Genomic DNA, 21,955 nt, shown 5'->3' with positions numbered 1-21,955 from the left:
GTGCGCAACCGGACTATTCGCCGCGGCGGTGAAAGCGGAAGACGGTGGCGGGCGGAAAGTTGCGCACGGTCTGTCCCACGCGCGCGACCTCAAGGTCCAGCGCGTGCAGCACGTCGCGGCTGACAGGCGGGCGTGTCGAATAGGTGAACTGGATGAAATTGCCGCCCGGGCGCAGCATGCGGAAAGCCTCGGACAAAATGTCAGCGTGCATATGCCGGTCCATCGCCAGCAAGGGCAAGCCGCTCACCACCGTCTGATATTGGCCCGGTTCACCGGCCGCCGCCGTCGAAACGATCTGGGCGGGCGTTTCCAGCACCGACACATGAGGAAAGTGCCGCCGCAGGCCGCGCGCAAAGGCCGGATTGATTTCCACCACTTCAAGCTTCTCAGGCGCCAGGCCCGTTTGCAGGATCGCGCGGGTGAACACGCCGGTGCCGCCGCCCAGCTCCATCACCCGGCCATCCGACGGATCGATATGGGCCACCATCAACCGCGCGAGGTAGCGGCTGCTCGGCACCACTGACGCGGTCTGGCGCGGCTTCTTTACCCAGGCCGCGAGGAAATCGAGATACTCCGTCGCCCGCGCGCGAAATTCGCTTCGGGGCATGGTGATGGCCCGGCCACGTTTGGACTTGTCATGCATGGGCGATAGTTGACCGGGAACATGTCATCGCGACTCCCCTTAGCGAGCCCGGCGGGCGCCGTCGATTGGCTTTAACATGTCTGTAGATCGCAAATTTTTCACTTGCGCGGCACCCGTCGCATTTTTCGTGAAAGTCGTCGGGTAAACTCCCTTAATAAGAGCATCGGACCAGACACGCAGGCGCTGAACTCCACTATCCAGCCGATTTATGGCTCCCGATCGCCGCATTGCGCTCAACCAGCCACATTTATCCGAAAAATTTCATTTCTATTTCAGCAGTTTAGCTCGTTGCCGCAGGTTCATGCAACCTCGTCCACTATCAGCGGGTTCAACAGCAAATCATTGTTTCGGAGGAGAATTATGCGCAAAGCCATTATCGCCCTGTCGGCCCTTTCGATGGCCATCCCCGTGTCCATGGCTATCCCCACGGATGGCGCCAGCGCCCGCGACGGTTACCGCTATCGCGAATGGCGTGGCCGTGACGGACGCATGTATTGCCGCAAGTCGAACGGCACGACTGGCCTGATCGTCGGCGGCGTGGGCGGCGCGCTGCTCGGCCGCGCCATCGATACCCGTGGCGATCGTGCGACCGGCACGATCCTCGGCGCTGCCGGTGGCGCGCTGCTGGGCAAGGAAATCGACAGCAAGCGCCGCTGCCGCTAATCTATTAATGCACAGCAAAGGGCGGTTCCCCGACCGGGAGCCGCCCTTTTCATATATGGTAAGGATGGGCGCTTATTTTGAAGCGGCGCCGCGGGCTTCTTCAACCTTGAAGGCAACCGGCTGGCCGCCGGACACGCCAGACACCTTGCCCTTGCGAACCGCCAGGTTGAACGCCACGGCATCGGGATAGCGGCGGCCGGAAATCTGCTGCCCGGTCTTGGTATCCTTCACCTCATACACATAGGTGTAGCCTTCGTGGGTGAAGCGCTGCTTGGCTTCTTCAGCTTGAGCGGGTGCCAGAGCGGCAGCGATGGTGGCAACTGCACCGGTAAGAATGAATTTCGACAGCATTCGCATAGGTTTTCTCCTTGTGAATGCCGATCAAACACCTCTGCATCTTCTTGTTCTGTTGGCCGCCAGCCTATGCGCAAGCCACAGCCCTGCAATCGCAAAAAACGGATCACCAGTTGCGGTTGACGCAACCGGCGGGACTTCACGCCTCGGACAGGGAAAGGATGTGACGGAACTGAGCTTCGGTGAGGGGAGCAACCGACAGACGCGATTGGCGTAGCATTACCATATCGGCCAGCGCCGGGTCGGCCTTCATCGTCTTCAACGTCACGGGCTTGTTGAGCTTCCGCTCCGGCGCGACATGTACGGCGATCCACTTGCCGCTGTCATCGGTACTGTCGGGAGCCGCTTCCTCGACGATCTTCATGATGCCGACCGCTTCCACGCCGATATTACTGTGGTAAAAGATCGAAAGATCGCCCTTGCGCATCGCCTTCATGTTCAGCTGCGCCGCATGGTTGCGCACGCCATCCCACTCGGCCTTTCCTTTCTCGACTAGGTCGTCATAGGAAAAGACATCGGGTTCAGATTTCATGAGCCAGTAGTTCATGACCGCCTCCTTGCCTCAGCCGAAGGGGACGATCAAGGATCGGACCGTCATTCGAAGGGAAAGTCGAAACTTGCCGCACGCAACCCTGGACCAGGTCCCGCTGCTGTCGATGACAGCCATGACGAAGCAGGATTTTGCGGCGGCGCTCGGCGATTCGTTTCGGGAGTTCGGCTTTGCCATGGTGAAGGACCACGGCATGGACGCCGCCCTGATCGAGGATGGCTGGCGGATCGCCCGCGCCTTCTTCTCTCTGCCAGATGATGTGAAGCGCCGCTATGACGCCAGCGGCAATGGCGGCCAGCGGGGCTACACGGCGTTCGGACGAGAAATCGCCAAGGGCGCGAGCGAAAATGACCTGAAGGAATTCTGGCATGTCGGCCGCGATCTGCCCGGCACACATCGGCTGACCGCCACCATGCCCGCCAACATATGGCCGAAGGAAATTCCATATTTCCAAGAGCTTTTCATCCGTCTCTATGATGAGTTCGATCGTATCGGCGCTGAACTGCTGACTGCGATCGCCCTTGATCTCGGGCTGTCGGAACGCTGGTTCGATGATGCTATCGAAGACGGCAATTCTATCCTGCGCCTGCTGCACTATCCACCTGTTTCGGCAGAAGCTCCGGGCATTCGTGCTGCCCCGCATGAGGACATCAACCTTATCACCCTGCTGCTCGGCGCAGAAGAAGGCGGGCTTGAAATCCAGGACCGACAAGGCAACTGGCTGCCCGTCATACCCCCGCCCGGCGCGCTGGCGATCAACGTCGGCGACATGCTCCAGCGGCTGACCAACCACCGCCTGCGATCAACCAGCCACCGCGTCGTCAATCCTCCCCCGGAAAGGCGCGGCATGGCTCGCTATTCCATGCCCTTCTTCCTGCACCTGCGCCCAGATTTCCTGATCGATCCGCTGCTGCAATGCGTCGATGCCGACCACCCCCGCCGCGATCCGCCCATCACCGCGCACGACTATCTGGTCGAGCGGCTGCGCGAGATCGGACTGGTGAAAGGCTGAGCGCCTGCCAGCCTATTTGCGCCACCGGCCCAAGGTGATGCCGATTTCTTCGCCCTTCTCGCTCAGCGCTAGTTTTATGATCTTAACTTCGACCTGCAACACCTTGTCATCCTGAAGAAAAATGGTGTCGATAATATGATCGGCTACCGCTTCGATCAGCGTGAAATGCTGCCCCTCCGGCAACGCAGCCGTGGCCGCATGCTTCAGGTCCATGTAATTTTTCGAGCGGGATAGGGGCGTATCCAGCTCATAATGATCGGCGACCTTCAACCGCGCGCGGATGGATATGCGCAGCGGCTGCGGCAAGTGGGTTTCTTCCGAATAGATGCCCGTCAGGACATCGACGTCCAGATGATTGACCTCCAGCGTCAGAAAATCGTCAAATCCGCTGTTCATGGCTTTCCTGCTGCTGGCGATGGCCAGAATAGACTTTAATTTTGTGGAGCAGGCGCTAATCCCGCCGCTCCCGGCGCGGTCCATGCGCCATTGATGGCGGATCGGCAAGACGTGTCTCATATTGTGCCCCTCAACATCGTGGCGGAAGAGGCGATCGAGCGGCTGCTCGACGCAGCCTTCGGCCCCGACCGGCACGGCCGCACCGCCTATCTGATCCGGCAAGGCATGCCGTGGGTGCCGGAGCTTTCCTTCGGCATGATGGACGAACATGGGGAACTGGTAGGATCGCTGCAAAGCTGGCCGGTCGCCCTCACCCATGCCGACGGAACGCAGACGCCCCTCATCATGGTGGGTCCCGTCGCCGTGTCACCGGCACTTCAGCGGACCGGCCATGGCCGTGCTTTGATGGACGCGGTCGTCAATGCAGCCCGCGCCCATCATAGCGAGCCGCTGATGATGATCGGCGATCCGGAATATTATGGCCGCTTCTGGGGCTTTTCCGCCGCGGCCACTGGCGGCTGGACATGTCCTGGCCCGTATGAAGCGCGCCGCCTGCTCGCCCTTTCGGCCGATGGCGCGGCGATCGGGGGAGTAGGCATGCTTGGACCGCGAATCACCGCACCGGTTTGATTTCCCTTTTGCCTTCCCCGCCGCGTGATCCTATCTCGGCGGCATGCCGATGGACCCACTGCCCGATCTCGCAAGCCTGTCTCTCGCCGACATAGTTCGCCTGGCGGAGGAAAAGCGGCTGCCGCCGGTCGACAAGTGGAACCCCGATCATTGCGGCGACAGCGAAATGCGCATCGCCCGCGACGGCACATGGTTCCATCAAGGCTCGCCGATCGGCCGAGAGACGATGGTGCGGCTCTTTTCCACCATCCTGCGGCGTGAGAGCGATGGCTCCTATGTTCTTGTCACTCCGGTAGAAAAACTCTCCATACAAGTAGAGGACGCCCCGTTCCTCGCGGTCGAGCTCAAAAGCGAGGGCGAAGGCCGCAGCCGCGCTCTGGCCTTTCGCCTCAACACCGGTGACCTCATCGCCGCAGGGCCCGAACACCCTCTGGTCATCCGGGAAACACCAGACGGCCCGCACCCCTATCTTCATGTGCGCGGCGGACTAGAGGCATTGGTCAACCGCAGCGTCTATTATGAGTTGATGAACCTTGCGCTTGATGAAGCGAACGATCATGTCGGCTTGTGGAGCAATGGCGCCTTCTATCGGCTGGACGGTTGCGCATGAGCCTGGCCGACCGGCTGCGATCCGCGCTGGCGCAAGGACATGCGCGTGAAGTCGGGCTGACGACATCGGACACGCGCGATCCCCGCATCGACGGAGAATTAGTGCTCGCGCCTGCCGCCGTGCTCGTCGCCATCACCGACCGGCCGGAGCCCGGCCTTATCCTCACAGAGCGCGCGGCTTCCCTGCGCAAGCATGCGGGGCAGATCGCCTTCCCGGGCGGCCGCGTGGATCAGGAAGACGCCAGCGAGATCGCCGGTGCGCTGAGAGAAGCGCAGGAGGAAATAGCGCTGGCTCCCGAAGTGGTGGATGTGATCGGCACGACGGACCGCTATCATACCTTCACCGGCTTCGACATTGTCCCCGTGCTGGGCGTGATCCCCCCGGACCTGCCGCTGACGCCTCAGGCGGACGAGGTTGCCGATTGGTTCGAACTGCCCCTCTCTTTCGCTCTCGACCCCGCGAACCGTATCAAACATGCCGTTCAGTTTCAGGGGGTTGAGCGGCATTATTATGAAATCATGTGGAACGGTCGCCGCATCTGGGGCATCACCGCCGCCATCCTTGCCAATCTGTCGCGGAGGCTCGACCTTGACCGCCTTGTTGCCTGACGCCGACTGGCGCCACCGGCCCGGCCTCGATGGCCTGCTCGCCGCGCTTGGGGCCGATCAGGGCCTTGCCCGCTATGTCGGGGGAGCGGTGCGCGACGGGCTGCTGGGGCTTCCCGTCAACGACCTCGACATCGCCACCGCGCTGGAGCCGCAGCAGGTGGTGGATCGCCTCAAGGCCGCCGGGATCAAAGCGGTGCCCACAGGCATCGACCATGGCACCGTCACCGCCGTGATCACGGGATGGCCTGTTGAAATCACCACCTTGCGCCGCGACGTCAGCACGGACGGACGCCGTGCGACTATCGCCTATACCGCGGACTGGCGCGAGGATGCCGCCCGGCGTGACTTCACGATCAACGCCCTTTACGCCGATCCCTACACCCATGAAGTGACCGATTTTTTCGGCGGCGTCGATGATCTGCGCGCAGGCCGCGTCCGCTTCATAGGCAGCGCCGCTGAACGCATCGCGGAGGATCATCTGCGCATCATGCGCTACTTCCGCTTCCTCGCCCGCTTCGGACGCGGCACGCTGGACGAAGACGCCTATGAGGCCTGCCGCGCCGCCGCCAACAGCCTCATGGCTCTGTCGCGCGAGCGGATTGCCGACGAACTGCTGAAGCTGCTTGCCCTTCCCGACCCGCTCGCTTCGCTCCACCTGATGGTCGAAGGCGGCATTTTTCGTCCCGTACTCCCCGAAATCGGCACGGATGGGCTTGCGCGGGTAGAACAGCTTGTGGCGCGCGAGATCGAGGCGGCTGTCCCGCCCGCCGCCCTGCGGCGCTTGGCCGCCCTGCTGCCTCCCGACGCGCGAACGGCCGATGCGGTAGGCGCACGGCTGAAACTGTCCAACAAGGCCCGCAAGCGTCTCAGCGTGGCTCTTGAAGCGATGGCTCCCACAGTTCCGGCCAGGGCACTTGCCTTCCATGTCGGTGTGGAAGGCGCGATTGATCGACTCCTGCTCGACCCCTCATCACCGATCGACAGCATTGCCCAAATCGAAGGCTGGACCCCGCCTCAACTGCCGATCGGCGGGGGCGCCCTCATCACGCGCGGCCTGACGCCCGGTCCTGACGTGGCCAAAGCCTTGGGGGAAGTCCAACGCATCTGGGTAGAGGAAGACTTCCCGGAGGAAGGCCGGGTCAACCAGATCGCGGATCAGATCGTTTCGAAATTCCAGCGCGCCCGCCAATAATCGAACGCCTCATTTTCCGGCATCGGGCGCGCAAAATAAAAGCCCTGCCCATGGCCGCAGCCCATGGATTGCAGCGCGTGGGCCAGTTCCTGCGTCTCTATGCCCTCGGCCGTGACATGCAGGTTCAGTGATTCGGCCAAGGACAGGATCGTGCGGACGATCGCCTGCTTGTCTTTATCCTCCAGCATGGTGGACACGAAGCTGCGGTCGATCTTCAAAATGTCGATCGGCAGGCTGTGCAAGCTGGCAAGGTTGGAATAGCCCGTGCCGAAATCGTCCATCGCGATCGGCATCTGGAGGTCTTTCAGGGCCACCAGCAGCTTGCGCGCCTTGTCCGGGTCGGCGATGATCGCGCTTTCCGTCAATTCGACGGTCAAGCGCTTGCCCGACACGCCAGAATAGCGCAGCGCTTCCTCGAACATCGACGCCACATCGTCGCGCGCCATCTGGATCGGGGACAGGTTCACATTGATGCCGACCGGCAGAGCCTGCCCGAACTTGGCGTCCCACCGGCTGAGCGCCTGCGCGGCCTCATAGGCCGCCCACCGCCCAAGCGGCGTGATCAGGCCGCTTTCCTCTGCCACCGCTATGAACTCGCAAGGCGACACATTGCCTAGGTCAGGATCATTCCAGCGGGCGAGTGCCTCGAACCCCGTGATCTCGCCCGTCTGCAACTGGATCAACGGCTGATAGGCCAGCGTCAGATCGCCCTGCGCCAAGGCCGTCCGGAGACGGCTTTCAATCGAAAAACGCCGCTGCGCTTCCTTCAGCACCCCGTTACGGTAGATTTCCACCTTGCCGCTGCGCTTGGCGATCTTCACCGCCGCCTGCGCCTTGCGCACGACATCGTCAGGATCATCATCAAGGCTGGTCGAAAGCGCACAGCCGATCGCGCAGTCCACCCGGATCTGCAAATCACTCAGGCGGATCGGCGAGTTCAGCGCATCCTTGACCCTCTGAACGATATGAAGACAGTCCGACAAGCCATTGTTCAAACGCGCGAATATGGCAAAATCGTTGCCGCCGATCCGGGCCAGCACATCGCCCTGCCGCAGGTTGGACTTCAACCGTTTGGCGACCGTGATCAGCAGCTCGTCGCCAGCCATGGGACCTAGGGATTCGTTGACGCGGCTGAACCGGCTGAGGTCGATCGCGATGATCCCGAACTGCGAATTGCCCGCCCAAGGGGTATTGCGCAGCCGGTCGTCAATCTCTTCGCCGAAACCTGTCCGGTTGGGCAACGCTGTCAGCCCGTCCGACAATAATTCCCGCCGCAGGTTGCGTTCGGTGACGCGGTCGCTCGTCCGGTCCATCGCCGTGAACAGGATGAGGTTCACCCCCTCCTCATTCGAAGGCAGCAGGCCAGCCGTACAGGAGAAATATTCCGGCCCCAACGGCCCATCACGCCGCAGTTCAAACGATGAAGAGACATTGTCGGCGAGCGCAACCTCAAGGATTCGCTCTCGCCAATCCTGGCAATAGGGCATTTCCGCGTCGGGATCGCTGCTTTCCAGGAAGCTGCTATAGAAAGTCTTGTTGACAGAAACGAGCTGCAAGTCATTGCCTTTGAAGCACAACATGGCCGCTGCATGCGGCACGGCCTCCAGCCAATGCTCCATTTCAGCCCGGCACCGCAGATGCGTGCGTTCGAACCTCGCAAGGAGGTTGTCGTCCAGCCTTTGACTTGGCCGAATACGCACAGGGACCGATTTCATACCCCCGGATTACGCACCAGTGGTAAATTTTCAGGAAACGACGGGATGTCATTTCAAGCAGATAAGCGGATTGTTACGCGATCGTCAAAAGCGGTTGTCTCGCGGAAAGCCGACCGGCGGCATCCGGCCTGCCGCGCCGCGCGCCACGCGCCACGGCGTCATATCCGCTTCGGTGCGCGTCCGGCCGCTTTCACCACCCATCGTCCAACTCAAACCATCGCTCATGCGAAAAGCGACCGCATCCGATAGCCCGCCGTCACGATAGCGCTGCATCTGAACGCCCTGCCCACGCGCCATGCGCGGCATCTCCACCAGCGGAAATACCAGCAGCTTGCGATTTTCGCCCACCACGGCAACGCTGTCCGCTTCGGCCGCTATGACATGCACCACCGTCAGCCGGGCTCCGGCCCGCACATTCACCACCTGCTTGCCCTTGCGCGTTTCGGCGATGACGTCCGCCACCGCGGCGACGAAGCCCCTGCCGTCTGACGCCGCCAGCAGCAACTCGCTTCCCGCGCGGGCAGGGAACAGTGCCACAATGTCCCCCTGATCATCCATGTCGACCAGCGACCGCACCGGATCACCAAAGCCGCGTCCGCCCGGCAGCTTGTCCGCACCCAGCGTGAAGACGCGCCCGCTCGCCGTCGCCAGCAGCAGCTTGTCCGTGGTCTGCGCATGGAAGGCGATCTTGGGCCCGTCGCCTTCCTTGAACTTCAGCGTGTCGGCCGAAGCCAGGTCGCGATGACCGCTCATCGCCCTGATCCAGCCCCGCTCCGACAGAATGACCGTGATCGGCTCACGTTCGATCATCGCCTCCAGCGGAATTTCGCGCGCAGGCGCCGCTTCCTCGACCAAGGTACGCCGCTTGCCCATTTCCGTTTCCGGCGAGTAGCGCTTGCGCAGTTCCGCCAGATCCTTCTTCAACCGGTTGCGCTGGCGCGTTGGGCTTTCGACCAGCTTCGTCAGTTCGTCGCGTTCCTTCAGCAGTTGCGAATGCTCGCGCCGCAGCTCCATCTCCTCCAGCTTGCGCAGCGATCGCAGCCGCATGTTGAGGATGGCTTCGGCCTGCCGGTCGTTGAGCCCGAACTCCTCCATCATTACGGCCTTGGGCTCATCCTCGGTCCGGATGATCTCGATCACGCGGTCGAGGTTTAGATAGGCGATGATATAGCCGTCGAGCAGTTCCAGCCGGGCCGCGATCTTGTCCAGCCGATGGCGCGCACGCCGCACCAGCACGTCGATCTGATGCTTCAGCCACTCGATCAGCACCGGCTTCAAGCCCAAAACGCGCGGCGTACGCGTGGCGTCCAGCACGTTGAGGTTCAGCGGAAAGCGATTCTCCAGGTCCGTCAGCCGGAACAGGCTGTCCATCAGCACATCGGGATCGACCGTGCGTGCGCGCGGCTCGATGACGATCCGTATCTCCGCGTCGCTTTCATCGCGGACGTCCGCTAATATCGGCAGCTTCTTGTCATTGATCAGCGCGGCGATCTGCTCGATCAGCTTGGATTTCTGCACCTGGAACGGGATCTGAGTAACGATCGCCACCCACGTCCCACGCCCGCCATCCTCCTTGTGCCAGCGCGCCCGCGTGCGAAAGCTACCTCGGCCGGTCGCATAGGCTTCCGAAATGATCGAGGGACTATCCACCAACACGCCGCCGGTCGGGAAATCGGGCCCACGCACGATCTGCATCAAATCGGCATGCTCAGCGTCGGGATTGTCGATCAGCAGGCTTGCCGCATCGATCAGCTCGGACACATTATGCGGCGGAATGCTGGTCGCCATGCCGACCGCGATCCCGCTCGCGCCATTGGCCAGCAAGTTGGGGAAAAGCCCCGGAAATACCTCCGGTTCTTCATCCTCGCCATTATAGGTCGGCCGGAACTCGACCGTTCCTTCGTCCAGCCCGGCCATCAGGTCGGCCGCCGCCTGGGTCAGCCGCGCTTCGGTATAGCGCATCGCCGCCGCGTAATCGCCGTCGATATTACCGAAATTGCCCTGCCCGTCGACCAGCGGCGTGCGCAGCGAAAAGTCCTGCGCCAACCGCACCATGGCGTCATAGACGGAGGTGTCGCCATGCGGGTGATATTTGCCGATGACGTCGCCCACCACGCGCGCGCACTTCTTGTAGGAAGTCGTATTGCGCGCAGGATTGGCGACCAGCACGTCGGGCGCAGCGCCACCCGGCTCCATCCGCAGCAGCCGCATGGCCCAGAGCAGGCGCCGATGCACCGGCTTCAACCCGTCGCGCAGATCCGGCAGCGACCGTGCGGTGATGGTGGAAAGGGCGTAGACGAGGTAGCGCTGCGACAGCGCCTCATCGAACGGGTGATCCTTGATAGCGTCGAACGGGTCGCGAAAATCGGTCATCGCGATCGGAATAGCAGCGCAACGACAAAACGGAAACGGGGATTGAGGGGTTCGCCCCACGTACGCAATCGGCGGTTCAAGGGAAAATATCTCATGGCTCCCTTGGGGACTTGCACATTTGCTGCGACGCGCCAATTTGCGCCCGTGTCCGATTCCACCCCCTCTCTCACCACCCTTCCCGCGCCGCCAGCTTCCCTGCTGACGGGCGCATCGCTCTTCCTTGATTTTGACGGCACCCTCGCGCCGATCGCGCCGACGCCCGACGGCGTCATCGTCGATGAAGAGTTGCTCGCCATGCTCGGGGATTTACGCGATGCGCTGGAAGGCCGTCTGGCGATCGTCAGCGGCCGATCGATTGCGACATTGCGCGATCTTGGCTTTGGCGGCTTTCTGCTTGCCGGAACCCACGGGCTGGAATTCGCCCAGCCCGGCGAACAGGTCGAAGCCCCTCCTCGCCGTCCGGCGGTGGACGATGCCGAAGCCGCTTTTCACGCATTTGCCCATGACAAGCCCGGCGTCCTCGTCGAACGCAAATCGATCAGCGTCGGCCTGCATTTCCGCGGCGCGCCTCAATGGGGCGAGCAGGCAGGCGAACTGGCCACCGACCTGGCCGAACGGCTCGGCCTCGCCGTTCAGCCGGGCAAGATGCTGTTCGAGCTGCGCCCCGGCGGCGCGGACAAAGGCAGCGCGGTTCACGCCCTGATGGCCCGTTCTCCCATGGCTGGCGGCCGTCCGCTCTTCATCGGCGATGACGTCACGGATGAGGAAGGCTTCGCCGCCGCCGCCGAATTGGGTGGCGCGGGCATTCTGGTCGGCCCGCCGCGCGCAACGCTGGCCGCATTCTCTTTGGAACAGGTTGCCGCCGTCAGGCATTATCTTGAAAAGGGGGTCGTCAGGCCGGGCTGAGCCGTGGCTGGCGCCCCTTGTTCGAACGAACCAGGGGGCAGAACGATAGTCAGGAACAGTCAAACGCACTTCGCCGGGAACGAACGCAATCTCGATCTCTGGCCGATCGGCAATTGCCAGGCATCCGCGCTGATCGATCGCGCGGGTCGGATGATATGGGCGTGTGTGCCTCGTGTGGACGGAGACCCCGTCTTTTCCGCGCTTCTCGATGACAAGGGTTGGGATCAGCCGGACGCACGCGGCTTCTGGGCGATCGAGCTCGAAAACTGCGTCACCGTCGAGCAACATTATATCCGCAACACGCCGATCCTCGTCACGCGGCAGACCGATGATCATGGCAACGCCATCGAACTTTATGATTTTTGCCCGCGCCACCGGCACCTTGGCCGTATGTACCGCCCTGTCGCCTTTTGCCGGATCGTGCGGCCCGTGGCAGGCAGCCCCCGCGTCCGCGTCCGGCTGCGTCCCACGACGTCATGGCATTCGGAGCAGGTGCCGATCAGCTATGGCTCCAACCATATCCGACTGGTCCTGTCCTACATGGCGATGCGCATGTCGACCAATGCGCCCATCGGCCTCATCAGCCAGGAAAGCTGGTTCCGGTTGGAACATGACATGCACTTCTTCCTCGGGCCGGACGAGAGTTTTTCCGACGCGCTACGTCCCGCGGTCGAACGCATGCTGGATGACACGATCCTCGAATGGCAGGTCTGGGTGCGCGGCCTCGCCATCCCGGCGGAGTGGCAGGAAGCCGTCATCCGCTCGGCCATCACCCTGAAACTCTGCCAGCATGAGGAAACCGGCGCGATTGTCGCCGCGCTCACCACCAGCATCCCGGAGCATGCCGATTCGGGGCGCAATTGGGACTATCGCTACTGCTGGATACGCGACGCCTATTATACGGTCGAAGCGCTCAACCGCCTCGGCGCGCTCGACGTGCTGGAAAGCTACCTCGTCTATCTCCGCAACATCGTCGACGGCGCGAAGGGCGGCCATATCCAGCCGCTCTACGACGTGCGCGGCAATGCGACGCTGGAGGAACGGGAGGCGGAAAATCTGCCGGGCTATCGCGGCATGGGCCCGGTACGCGTCGGCAACGCCGCCTATTCGCAAATTCAGCATGACGCCTATGGCCAGATCGTCCTGTCCTCGGTGCAGGGCTTTATCGACCAGCGCCTGCTGCGCATGGCGGGCATGTCCGACTTCGAAGCACTCGAAGCGGTCGGCGAACGCGCATGGTCTGTCTATGACCAGCCTGACGCCGGCCTCTGGGAACTACGTACCCGCGCCCATGTCCACAGCTACAGCGCCGTCATGTGCTGGGCCGCCTGCGACCGCCTCGCCCATGCCGCCGCCGCGCTCGATCTGTCCGACCGCGAAAGCCATTGGCGCGAGCGGGCCGAAATCATGAAGGCGCGCATCCTTCAGTCATCCTGGCGGACGGACAGCAACGCCATTTCCGCCAATTTCGAAGATGACGCCCGCGACGCTTCGCTGCTCCAGCTCCTGGACTTGCGCTTCCTCACCGCCGACAATCCGATGTTCATCGGTACGCTGAAGGCGCTGGAAAAGGATCTGCGACGCGGCAACAACATGCTCCGCTACAGCGCGCCTGACGATTTCGGTGAGCCGGTCACGGCGTTCAACGTTTGCACCTTCTGGCTGATCGAGGCGCTGCATCGCACTGGCCGCACCGAAGAAGCGCGGCTGCTGTTCGAAGAAATGCTGTCCCGCCGCACCGCTGCGGGTCTCTTGTCGGAGGATATCGATCCGGTAACCGGCGAATTATGGGGCAATTATCCCCAAACCTACTCATTGGTCGGCATCATCAACTGCGCCGTTCTGCTGAGCAAGCCGTGGAGCGTGATGCGATGAGCCGCCTGATAGTCATTTCAAACAGGGTGAGCAGGCCCAACAAGTCCGGCAATCAGGGCGGGCTGGCCGTCGCGCTGGCCCAGGCCCTGCGGGAAAGCCGGGGTATCTGGGTCGGCTGGTCGGGCGAAGTCACCGAAAATTTCACCGGCCATATCGGCTTTTCCGAGGACGAAGGGGTCAAGACGGCGACGATCGACCTCGAAGAGCAGGACGTCGACGAATATTATAACGGCTATGCCAACAAGACGCTCTGGCCGCTGTTCCACTTCCGCATCGACCTCGCCGAATATGCGCGCGATTTCGAAGGCGGCTATAACCGCGTCAACAAGCGTTTCGCCGACACGACCAGCCCGCTGATCGAGCCCGAAGACATCATCTGGGTGCAGGATTACCATATGATCCCGCTCGGTCAGATGTTGCGGGACAAAGGGCACCAGAACCGGATGGGCTTCTTCCTCCACATCCCTTGGCCGCCCACGCGCCTGCTCGTCTCGCTGCCCCATCATACCAAGCTGGTACAGACCCTGTTCGCCTATGACGTCATCGGCTTCCACACCGAGGAATGGCTGGAATCCTTCCGCCATTATGTGGAGCGGGAGATGAACGGCACCGTCGATGGCGACTTCGTCACGCTTGGCGACCGCACGATTCAGGCGATTGCCTGCCCGATCGGCATCAACGCGCAGGAATTCTCCAACGCGGCCGTCAGCGATCCCGCCAAGGAAATGTTCGAGAAGGTCCGCCGATCCTTGCAGGACCGGTCGATGATCGTAGGCGTGGACCGGCTCGACTACAGCAAAGGCCTGGAGGAGCGGTTCAGCGGCTATTCCCGCTTCCTCAAGGACCATCCGGAACATCATCGCAAGGTGGTCCTGACGCAGATCGCGCCGCCCTCGCGCGGGGAGGTGGAAAGCTACCAGCATATCCGCTCCACCCTCGACGCCATCGCCGGGCGCATCAACGGCGAATATAGCGACGTCGACTGGACCCCGATCCGCTACGTGAACCAGGGCTATCCCCGCGACAAGCTGGCCGGGATCTATCGCGCCGCCCGCATCGGCCTCGTCACCCCCTTGCGCGACGGCATGAACCTCGTCGCCAAGGAATATGTCGCCGCGCAGGACCCGAACGATCCGGGGGTCCTCATCCTCTCCCGTTTCGCGGGCGCCGCAACGCAGCTCAAGGACGCGCTCCTCATCAACCCCTACAGCCCGGAGGAAATGTCCGACGCCATCACCCGGGCGCTTGCCATGCCGCTCGACGAGCGCCAGCGCCGCTGGCGTTCGATGATGGACTGCGTCGAGGAACAGGATATCAGCTGGTGGCGCCGCTGCTTCACCGAACGCCTGATCGCGGCGCGGCAGGAAGACAGCACGGCCAGGGAGCAAATCGAAACCGCGCATTAGAAGGGCAAGGGTCCGAACGCCGCTGGCGTCAGCCCCCGCTCAGCCGCCTAATTGCACCCCCGCCAGCTTTGGTCTATGGGCCGTGCCCAGCAGCCCCGGCACCCGCTTATCCTTCTTGATTCGCGTTGCCGGGGCACATTCTTTTCTCGGGAAGACAGGAACGCGCATGGCCCGTCGCCGCCAGATCTACGAAGGCAAGGCAAAGATCCTTTACGAAGGCCCTGAGCCCGGCACGATCATCCAATATTTCAAGGACGATGCGACCGCCTTCAACGCGCAGAAGAAGGGCACGATTTCCGGGAAGGGCGTGCTCAACAACCGCATTTCCGAGCATATCTTCACCCTACTCGGCCAGATCGGCGTCCCCACCCATTTCATCCGCCGCCTCAACATGCGCGAGCAACTTGTTCGCCAGGTCGAAATCGTGCCGATCGAAGTCGTGGTCCGCAATGTCGCCGCCGGATCACTCAGCAAGAAGCTGGGGATCGAGGAAGGCACGCAGCTGCCCCGCACCCTGATCGAATATTGCTACAAGGATGACGCGCTGGGCGACCCGCTCGTGTCCGAAGAACATATCGCCTGCTTCGGCTGGGCCAGCCAGGAAGAGATGCACGACATCGCCGACATGGCGATCCGCATCAACGACTTCATGTGCGGCCTCTTCGCCGCCATCGGCATCCGCCTGATCGACTTCAAGCTGGAGTTCGGCCGCTTGTGGGACGGCGACTATAGCCGCATCATCCTGGCGGACGAAATCAGCCCGGACGGCTGCCGCCTGTGGGACATGAACACCGGCGAAAAGCTGGACAAGGACCGGTTCCGCCGCGACCTTGGCGGCGAAGTCGAAGCCTATCAGGAAGTCGCCCGCCGCCTTGGCCTGCTGCCCGAAGGCGCGGACACGACCGTCCTCGACCTCGACACCCACCGCAAGAAGCGCAGCAAGGACTGATTGGCCAAGCGCGTGGTGGGGTGAACCTCCTCACCCCACCACCGCATCCACCATCAGCTTGATCCCCAACAGCACCATCAACACGTAGATCAGCGTGTAGAATCGCGCCGGATCGACCCTGCGCACCAACAAAACGCCCGCATAGGTCGCCCCGATCGCCAGCGGCGCCAGCATCGCCGTCGCCATCAGGTTGGCGCGCGTAAACTGCCCCAGCGCCGCATAAGCGGGCACCTTGATCCAGTTCATCACGGCAAAGGCGATCGCGGTCGTGCCCACCAGCACGTCGCGCGCCAGCCGCTTGGGCAACACCCACATCTGGAATGGCGGCGCGCCTGCGTGCGCGATCTGGCTCGTAAAGCCGCTCGCGACCCCCAGCAAGGTCCCGACCCAGTCCGGCGAACTCGACGGCAGCACCACCTTCCCGCCCCGCTCGATCCAAAGCCGCTGCGCCCCGAACAGCGTCGAGATAAAGCCGAGCGCTCCCAGCACAGCCGTTTCCGGCACCTGCGCAGCGAACAGATAGCCCAGCCCCACGCCGACAACCATGCCGGGCATCATCACCTTCAATATATGCCGGTCCCAGCTGCGCCGGAACGACCAGACGCTCACTGCATCCTGCAAAATGAGGATAGGCAGCATGATCGCCGCCGCCCGCACCGGATCGATGCCCAGCGCCATGATCGGCATCGCCAGCGCTCCCGCCCCGGCAAAACCGCCCTTGGCAAGGCCCGAAAGGATAACCGCCAAAACCGCGCATGTGTAATAGAGATAGTCACCGCTCATGACCCCGCCCTAAAGGAAGGCGGGCCCCTGAGCGAACAGCATTTTTCGCAAAGGTTCAGGCGCTTGCCCGATATCCGATCAGAACGCCGAAAGCGAATGTGGCAAGCAGGGCCAACTGCACGCGGCCATGCGGATCGTCATAGCCGACGATCTGCTGCCCAAAGGCGAAAAGCCCCACAAACATCGCCAGTGCCAGACCAGCCATCTTGAAAACCCTCTATCCCTTGCCCAACCATAGCGGCCACTCGCTAAGAAAGGGATAATGCCTTGCTTGTCCCGCCCCACGCGACTAGGGGGTGCGCCATAGCAATCCACGGAGTTTTGGCCTCATGAAAGCCCGCATCTTCGTCACCCTCAAGGGCGGGGTTCTCGACCCGCAGGGTAAGGCGATCCACCACGCGCTCGACGGCCTCGGCTTTTCCGGCGTCAATGACGTGCGCGCGGGCAAGCTCATTGAGCTCGACCTTGCCGATGGCACCAGCGATGACGATATCGACGCCATGTGCCGCAAGCTGCTCGCCAATACCGTCATCGAAAACTACCGCATCGAAAAGGTGGCCTGAGCCATGAAGAGCGCCGTCATCGTCTTCCCCGGCAGCAATTGCGACCGCGACCTCGCCGTGGCTTTCGAGGCGGTGAGCGGTGAAAAGCCGGTCATGGTCTGGCACCGCGACACCGAACTGCCCGAAGGCATCGACCTGATCGGCGTACCCGGCGGCTTCTCCTATGGCGACTATCTGCGTTCCGGCGCGATGGCGGCGCGCTCGCCCGTGATGCAGGCGGTGGCCAAGGCGGCCGAGCGCGGCACCTATGTGCTGGGCATCTGCAACGGCTTCCAGGTGCTGACCGAAAGCGGCCTCCTGCCCGGCGCACTGCTGCGCAACGCAGGCGGCCATTTCGTCTGCCGCGACGCTTCCCTGACCGTCGAAAACGCCCAGAGCGCGTTCACCAGCCGCTATGCCGCTGGCGAACAGGTGACCTTCCCCGTCGCCCACCATGACGGCAATTATTTCGCTGACAGCGCAACGCTCGACCGCCTCGAAGGCGAAGGCCGCGTCGCCCTGCGCTACGCCGACAGCATCAACGGCTCCGCCCGCAACATCGCCGGCATCCTCAACGAAGCAGGCAATGTCCTGGGCATGATGCCCCACCCCGAACGCGTGATCGAACCAGCCCACGGCAAAACGGATGGCCGCCGCCTGTTCGAAGGTCTGGTAGAGGGACTGTTGGCCAACGCCTGACCCCGGCGCGCGCGACCTCTTCATGCGCCACCCTTTACGCCCCCGATCTGCCCCGTCACACCCATCATCCGAGCGAACGCTGAAATGATGATGTAGAGAATGTCGGCAACGAACAATAGCGGACGAGAACCCTTTCCATTATCAGGGCAGCATGTATCGGCCCCCCGCATTTCGTGAAGATCGGCTTGACATATTGCGGGAGGCCATCCGCATGCACCCGCTCGCAACCCTCATCACCTCTGGTTCGTCCGGCTTAATTGCGAATGTCGTGCCGTTCAGTCTCCGTACTGGACCCGATGGTGATGTGCTGTGCGCTCATCTCGCTAAAGCGAACGAGCAGACTGCTGACCTAAGCGAGCAAACAGCCGCGCTGGTTATGTTTCAGGGTCCTCAAGCATATGTGACGCCTTCCTGGTATCCGACGAAGCAGGAGCACGGAAGGGTAGTGCCTACTTGGAATTACGTCATCGTTCAGGCTTGGGGTATTCCCCGCGTGATTGATGACCGTGAGTGGATACATGACCAACTGACGGAGCTGACTGCTGCCCATGAAAGTAAACGAACTGAGCCATGGAGCATAGAAGATGCTCCAAAGGACTTCATCGAAGCGCAGATGAAAGGAATTGTGGGCCTTGAAATACCGATCGACCGTCTTGAGGGAAAGTGGAAAGCCAGCCAAAACCAACCGATCCCTAATCGCATCGGAGTCGCTCAAGGGCTAAAAGATGACGGCCATCGCGCTTTAGCCACCGAGGTCATCACGCGAGCCAGTGACAGTTAGCCACCCATCCAACACATCCCCCTCCCGCAAGCGGGAGGGGCTAGGGGTGGGCGCGAGCGAAGCGAGCTTTCTCGGCAGATTACATAACCAGGGCAGGTCCACACAGCCCAACCCCCGCCCTACCTCAACCCCCGTACAAACTCCGGCAGATGCGCCACGCCGCTGGGATTAGGCCCCACCATATACAGCGCCATCACCGTCCCGGCAGCGATCGCGACGCCATAGGGAATAGGCCCGCCCGCCGCGAATATCGCCAATGACGACCCTTCGCGCACCGCTTTGGGCACCATCCGCCGCCCCACCATGATCAGCAAGGCAAGCAGGCCGCCGCCCACCGTCACATAGACGAACCAAGGCAGCGCCGCGCCCCAATCGAACCACAGCGCGCACGCCGCCAGCAGCTTGACGTCACCCCCGCCCATCCACCGCATCCCGAACAGCAGGCATCCAAGGGCAAAGACGGCCAGGAACAGCGTTCCATTCTGCCAGATGTCATTCTCCCACCCGGTCACGGCGACCCAGGGCACGAACAACCCCAGAATCAGGAGCGGGAAGATGTTGGAAATCCTCAGCCGCGCAATATCCTCGATCGCCGCAGCCAGCAGGACCCCGGATACCGCCAGCAGGATGAGGTCCTTCATCATGGCCTCGCCCCCATCGCCGCCAGGGCGGCCGCCGCTTTGGGCTGATAGCTTTCCGCTTCCGTCATCGCGCGGCTCAGATAAGCGCGCGCCTTCACCGCATCCCCCATGCGCAGCGCCACCTGACCGGCATCGCCCAGCCGCTTGGCCCAGCTGTCGGCATCATCCTCGGCACGCCTTTCTATGTCACGTCCTGCCATGATCTGCGCCGCATCCCCGTTCGAGATGATCCGCGCATCGTCAGGCGCCATCCGGCGCGCCTGGTCGAATATCACGGCCGCCTTCTCCGCCTCACCCTGCGCCATCAGGGACAGCCCATAATTGTTGAGCACCTGAACGGGCCTGCCAGTAAGCTGAAAGGCCCGCTCATAGGCCGCCGCGCTCAGCGTCCACGACTTGCCCGCATCATAAGCGACGCCCAGTGCATTCCATGTCCGCCAGCTCCGATCGCAATGATCGGCGGCGCGGCGCAGAAGCTCTGTCGCCTGCTGAGGCCGTCCAAGCCGCAGCCGCGCGATGCCCAGCCCTTCATCGATCCGGCAATCCGTCATGCCGGCCTGAGCCAGCGCGGCAAATCGCGCCTCCGCCTCCGCATCCTGTCCCTTGGCCAGCGCCAGGCGCGCCTCGGCAATCGCGATACCGGCCTTGTCACCCGGCGCGGGGTCGGCCCGCCATTGTGCCAGCATCGTGTCGGCCTGAATGACCCGGTTCCCGTCGATCGCATTGTCGATCAACCGGCCATAATCCACCGGCGCACCGACTGTGGCTCCAGAGGCCTCCGCAACTGGCGCATTCGCCGCCGCCGCCAGCAACAGGAGCAGCAGGCTCATCCCTGCCCTCCGCTCCACTTCCACAGCTTCTCAAACAGCCGGTCCGGCTCATCACCGCCAGCCATCGCCGGACAACTGCCTCCGCTGCAGGAGGGCGCGTCCGCCGGCGCTGCAGATTTGACGATCGGCGCCTTCAGCTCGCGCGAGAGCGAGACAGCGGGGGAAACTGCCGCCGCATTCGCCACGGTGACGATCGCAGTATTCAGCTGCGCCGTGCGCCGCCCCGGCAGCACTGGCTGGCCGTTGCTCGCGGCCGTCGTGCGCAGCCGCACCTCGCTCATGGAAACGCGCTCCAGCTCCAGCCCGCCGGTCTGCACGGCGGCCGCAGGCTTCCCCGCTCCCGTCGCCGCCAACTGCGCCAGCGTGACCCGCCGCGCCCCGGCCAAGCCAGCCCCCTGCCCGATCTCCGCCAGCAGAGCATCGGCGTCATCCCGCAACCCTTGCGCCATCAGGCTTCGTGCAAAGTTGCGATGGACCCGCTCGTCCAGCGGCGCGCGGGCCAGAGCCAGCTCGAAATATTGTCGCGCCAGGTCATGCCGCCCCATCGCGGCATAGCTGATCGCCACGCCGTTCAGCGCAGTGGCGTTACCCGGCTCCTGCCGCACAGCCCGTCTGAATGCGTCCAGCGCCAGCGCATGCTCGCCACGGGAAAACAGCAACTGTCCGCGCGCCAGTGCCTCCGTCGCCGTTGCCACCGCCGCAGCATCGGCGTTCACCGGCCGGATCGCCACATCCCCGTTTCCAGAACTGCATGCCCCGCTCGCGAAGATGAGCGCGATCGCCACTATCCGTCTCATCATGCCTGTCCCCCCTCGTTCCCGCTACCGTGTCATGACCGGCAATATATCCCGCACCACGCGCACCACTGCGGGCAACATCAGCACGCCGATCATCACCGGCAGCATGCACGCGACCAGCGGCACGGACAGCAGCACCGGCAACCGATGCGCCTTCTCCTCCGCCCGCATCCGCCGCTTCTCCCGCATTTCCGCCGCATAGACGCGCAGCGTCTGCCCAACGCTCGACCCCAGCTGGTCCGACTGGATCAGCAGCGTTGCGAAGGACCGGATCTCATCCACATCGACATCGTCCGCCATGCGCCGCAGCGCGTCCGCCCGGCTCCGCCCCGCGCGCAATTCCAGCACGACCTTGCCCAGCGTCTGCGACACCAGCGGATGCGATATGGCAAGCTCCCGCCCCACCCGATCCATCGCCGCTTCCAGGCCCAGCCCCGCCTCCACGCACACCAGCATCAGATCCAGCGCATCGGGAAAGCCATGGACGATCGCCTCCTGCCGCCGCGCCGCCTTGGCGGAGATGAAGAGGTTCGGCAGATACAGCCCCATCACCGCTACGCCCATCGCCATGAAATAGAGCTTCATCGGGCTCGGCGGCTCAGGCTTGTTCAGCGACATCAGCACCAGCACCGCGGGCAGCGCGAGCGTCATAACCAGCCGGACGAATGTGAATATCTTCGGCGCCTCGGGCGAAGGATAGCCCGCTGCGATCAACCGCTTGCGCAAGGCATCATTCTTCGTGTCCGCCAGCGAAATGCCAAGCTTCTCGATCCGGTCGACCAGCTTCTTCCATTCGCTGTTGTTGCGCTCATTGCGCAGCGACTGCCCGCCGCCCTGCACGGCGCTGCCCGCCTCACTCACGATGTCGAGCCGGCTGCGCACCCGCGACGTGCGCGCGATCATCTCCGTCACGCCATAGACGATCGCCACGATCGCGACGAACAGCAGGACCAGCAGCACCGGCCGCAATTGCGAAATCAGGGCGAAATCCAGCATCAGG

General features: G+C 62.9%; 25 protein-coding genes. 13 read left to right on the top strand and 12 right to left on the bottom strand.

Annotated elements, in window-relative coordinates; genetic code table 11:
- Positions 1–13: 13 nt before the first annotated feature.
- On the bottom strand, positions 14–643 hold the full coding sequence (locus tag MU848_RS06235) for a class I SAM-dependent methyltransferase (RefSeq protein ID WP_097091903.1): 630 nt from the start codon (positions 641–643) through the stop codon (positions 14–16).
- Between the two features lie 360 nt (positions 644–1,003).
- On the opposite strand from MU848_RS06235, the gene MU848_RS06230 reads away from it, so the two are divergent.
- The gene (locus MU848_RS06230; RefSeq protein ID WP_097091904.1) at positions 1,004–1,306 is read left to right on the top strand and encodes a glycine zipper 2TM domain-containing protein; all 303 of its coding nucleotides are present in this window, start codon (positions 1,004–1,006) and stop codon (positions 1,304–1,306) included.
- 72 nt (positions 1,307–1,378) lie between these two features.
- Here MU848_RS06230 and MU848_RS06225 read toward each other — a convergent pair whose 3' ends face one another.
- Together MU848_RS06225 and MU848_RS06220 are read right to left on the bottom strand one after the other, a co-directional pair.
- Entirely contained in the window at positions 1,379–1,657 is a 279-nt protein-coding gene (locus MU848_RS06225; protein ID WP_097091905.1) for a hypothetical protein, read from the bottom strand.
- A 142-nt stretch (positions 1,658–1,799) separates the two neighbouring features.
- Positions 1,800–2,207: an EVE domain-containing protein gene (locus tag MU848_RS06220; RefSeq protein ID WP_097091906.1), complete on the bottom strand. Its 408-nt coding sequence runs from the start codon at positions 2,205–2,207 to the stop codon at positions 1,800–1,802.
- 109 nt (positions 2,208–2,316) lie between these two features.
- On the opposite strand from MU848_RS06220, the gene MU848_RS06215 reads away from it, so the two are divergent.
- A complete protein-coding gene (locus tag MU848_RS06215) occupies positions 2,317–3,222 on the top strand; it encodes an isopenicillin N synthase family dioxygenase (RefSeq protein WP_380800384.1) in 906 nt (301 codons plus the stop codon).
- Positions 3,223–3,234: 12 nt separating this feature from the next.
- Here MU848_RS06215 and MU848_RS06210 read toward each other — a convergent pair whose 3' ends face one another.
- A complete protein-coding gene (locus tag MU848_RS06210; protein WP_201514541.1) occupies positions 3,235–3,618 on the bottom strand; it encodes a dihydroneopterin aldolase in 384 nt (127 codons plus the stop codon).
- A gap of 93 nt (positions 3,619–3,711) precedes the next feature.
- On the opposite strand from MU848_RS06210, the gene MU848_RS06205 reads away from it, so the two are divergent.
- From MU848_RS06205 to MU848_RS06190, 4 genes are read left to right on the top strand one after another with little or no spacing between them, the layout of a single operon-like run.
- Positions 3,712–4,248 carry a GNAT family N-acetyltransferase gene (locus MU848_RS06205; protein ID WP_201514542.1) on the top strand — a complete coding sequence of 179 codons (537 nt, stop codon included), beginning with the start codon at positions 3,712–3,714 and terminating at the stop codon, positions 4,246–4,248.
- A 43-nt stretch (positions 4,249–4,291) separates the two neighbouring features.
- Entirely contained in the window at positions 4,292–4,858 is a 567-nt protein-coding gene (locus MU848_RS06200) for a DUF1285 domain-containing protein (RefSeq protein ID WP_247230876.1), read from the top strand.
- Positions 4,855–5,466: a CoA pyrophosphatase gene (locus MU848_RS06195; protein ID WP_247230875.1), complete on the top strand. Its 612-nt coding sequence runs from the start codon at positions 4,855–4,857 to the stop codon at positions 5,464–5,466. The genes MU848_RS06200 and MU848_RS06195 overlap by 4 nt, the downstream gene beginning before the upstream one ends.
- Positions 5,447–6,658 (top strand): CCA tRNA nucleotidyltransferase, encoded by a 1,212-nt coding sequence (locus tag MU848_RS06190; protein ID WP_247230874.1) that lies wholly within the window; start codon positions 5,447–5,449, stop codon positions 6,656–6,658. The genes MU848_RS06195 and MU848_RS06190 overlap by 20 nt, the downstream gene beginning before the upstream one ends.
- On the opposite strand, the gene MU848_RS06185 is transcribed toward MU848_RS06190, so the two are convergent.
- A complete protein-coding gene (locus MU848_RS06185; protein ID WP_097091911.1) occupies positions 6,622–8,373 on the bottom strand; it encodes a putative bifunctional diguanylate cyclase/phosphodiesterase in 1,752 nt (583 codons plus the stop codon). The genes MU848_RS06190 and MU848_RS06185 overlap by 37 nt on opposite strands.
- An 84-nt stretch (positions 8,374–8,457) precedes the next feature.
- Complete coding sequence (gene parC, locus MU848_RS06180) at positions 8,458–10,746, bottom strand: DNA topoisomerase IV subunit A (protein WP_247230873.1); 2,289 nt, start codon at positions 10,744–10,746, stop codon at positions 8,458–8,460.
- A gap of 144 nt (positions 10,747–10,890) precedes the next feature.
- Here parC and otsB point away from each other — a divergent pair, with 144 nt between their 5' ends.
- The 4 genes from otsB to purC all read left to right on the top strand — a co-directional run bounded on the left by otsB (position 10,891) and on the right by purC (position 15,882).
- On the top strand, positions 10,891–11,652 hold the full coding sequence (gene otsB / locus MU848_RS06175; protein ID WP_247230872.1) for a trehalose-phosphatase: 762 nt from the start codon (positions 10,891–10,893) through the stop codon (positions 11,650–11,652).
- A 105-nt stretch (positions 11,653–11,757) separates the two neighbouring features.
- Entirely contained in the window at positions 11,758–13,527 is a 1,770-nt protein-coding gene (locus MU848_RS06170; protein ID WP_268933194.1) for a glycoside hydrolase family 15 protein, read from the top strand.
- Positions 13,524–14,933: an alpha,alpha-trehalose-phosphate synthase (UDP-forming) gene (otsA, locus tag MU848_RS06165; protein WP_247230871.1), complete on the top strand. Its 1,410-nt coding sequence runs from the start codon at positions 13,524–13,526 to the stop codon at positions 14,931–14,933. The genes MU848_RS06170 and otsA overlap by 4 nt, the downstream gene beginning before the upstream one ends.
- A 166-nt stretch (positions 14,934–15,099) precedes the next feature.
- Complete coding sequence (purC, locus tag MU848_RS06160) at positions 15,100–15,882, top strand: phosphoribosylaminoimidazolesuccinocarboxamide synthase (protein WP_097091915.1); 783 nt, start codon at positions 15,100–15,102, stop codon at positions 15,880–15,882.
- A gap of 30 nt (positions 15,883–15,912) precedes the next feature.
- Here purC and MU848_RS06155 read toward each other — a convergent pair whose 3' ends face one another.
- Positions 15,913–16,665 carry a sulfite exporter TauE/SafE family protein gene (locus tag MU848_RS06155; RefSeq protein ID WP_247230870.1) on the bottom strand — a complete coding sequence of 251 codons (753 nt, stop codon included), beginning with the start codon at positions 16,663–16,665 and terminating at the stop codon, positions 15,913–15,915.
- 55 nt (positions 16,666–16,720) lie between these two features.
- Positions 16,721–16,870 (bottom strand): hypothetical protein, encoded by a 150-nt coding sequence (locus MU848_RS06150; protein ID WP_176502204.1) that lies wholly within the window; start codon positions 16,868–16,870, stop codon positions 16,721–16,723.
- Positions 16,871–16,994: 124 nt separating this feature from the next.
- Between MU848_RS06150 and purS the strand changes: the two genes are divergently transcribed.
- The 3 genes from purS (at position 16,995) to MU848_RS06135 (ending at position 18,687) form a co-directional block, all read left to right on the top strand.
- Positions 16,995–17,228 carry a phosphoribosylformylglycinamidine synthase subunit PurS gene (purS, locus tag MU848_RS06145; RefSeq protein ID WP_097091917.1) on the top strand — a complete coding sequence of 78 codons (234 nt, stop codon included), beginning with the start codon at positions 16,995–16,997 and terminating at the stop codon, positions 17,226–17,228.
- A 3-nt stretch (positions 17,229–17,231) separates the two neighbouring features.
- The gene (gene purQ, locus MU848_RS06140) at positions 17,232–17,906 is read left to right on the top strand and encodes a phosphoribosylformylglycinamidine synthase subunit PurQ (protein WP_201514560.1); all 675 of its coding nucleotides are present in this window, start codon (positions 17,232–17,234) and stop codon (positions 17,904–17,906) included.
- Between the two features lie 151 nt (positions 17,907–18,057).
- Positions 18,058–18,687 carry an FMN-binding negative transcriptional regulator gene (locus MU848_RS06135; RefSeq protein ID WP_281494310.1) on the top strand — a complete coding sequence of 210 codons (630 nt, stop codon included), beginning with the start codon at positions 18,058–18,060 and terminating at the stop codon, positions 18,685–18,687.
- A 119-nt stretch (positions 18,688–18,806) separates the two neighbouring features.
- Here the strand turns inward: MU848_RS06135 and MU848_RS06130 are convergent, their stop codons facing one another.
- Genes MU848_RS06130 through MU848_RS06115 form a run of 4 tightly spaced genes read right to left on the bottom strand, consistent with a single transcriptional unit; the run spans position 18,807 to position 21,951 of the window.
- Positions 18,807–19,331, bottom strand: a complete 525-nt coding sequence (locus tag MU848_RS06130) for an A24 family peptidase (RefSeq protein WP_247230867.1) — start codon at positions 19,329–19,331, stop codon at positions 18,807–18,809.
- Positions 19,328–20,158 (bottom strand): hypothetical protein, encoded by an 831-nt coding sequence (locus MU848_RS06125; protein ID WP_247230865.1) that lies wholly within the window; start codon positions 20,156–20,158, stop codon positions 19,328–19,330. The genes MU848_RS06130 and MU848_RS06125 overlap by 4 nt, the downstream gene beginning before the upstream one ends.
- Positions 20,155–20,958, bottom strand: coding sequence for a tetratricopeptide repeat protein (locus MU848_RS06120; RefSeq protein ID WP_247230863.1), 804 nt, complete (start codon positions 20,956–20,958; stop codon positions 20,155–20,157). Before MU848_RS06120 ends, MU848_RS06125 begins: the two co-directional genes overlap by 4 nt.
- Positions 20,959–20,979: 21 nt before the next feature.
- Positions 20,980–21,951: a type II secretion system F family protein gene (locus MU848_RS06115; RefSeq protein WP_097091922.1), complete on the bottom strand. Its 972-nt coding sequence runs from the start codon at positions 21,949–21,951 to the stop codon at positions 20,980–20,982.
- Positions 21,952–21,955 lie beyond the last annotated feature (4 nt).

Source organism: Sphingobium agri (genome assembly GCF_023051225.1).
GTDB classification, from domain to species: domain Bacteria; phylum Pseudomonadota; class Alphaproteobacteria; order Sphingomonadales; family Sphingomonadaceae; genus Sphingobium; species Sphingobium agri.
Note: the sequence above shows the minus strand (reverse complement) of the source record. Positions and strands in the feature narration are given on the sequence as shown.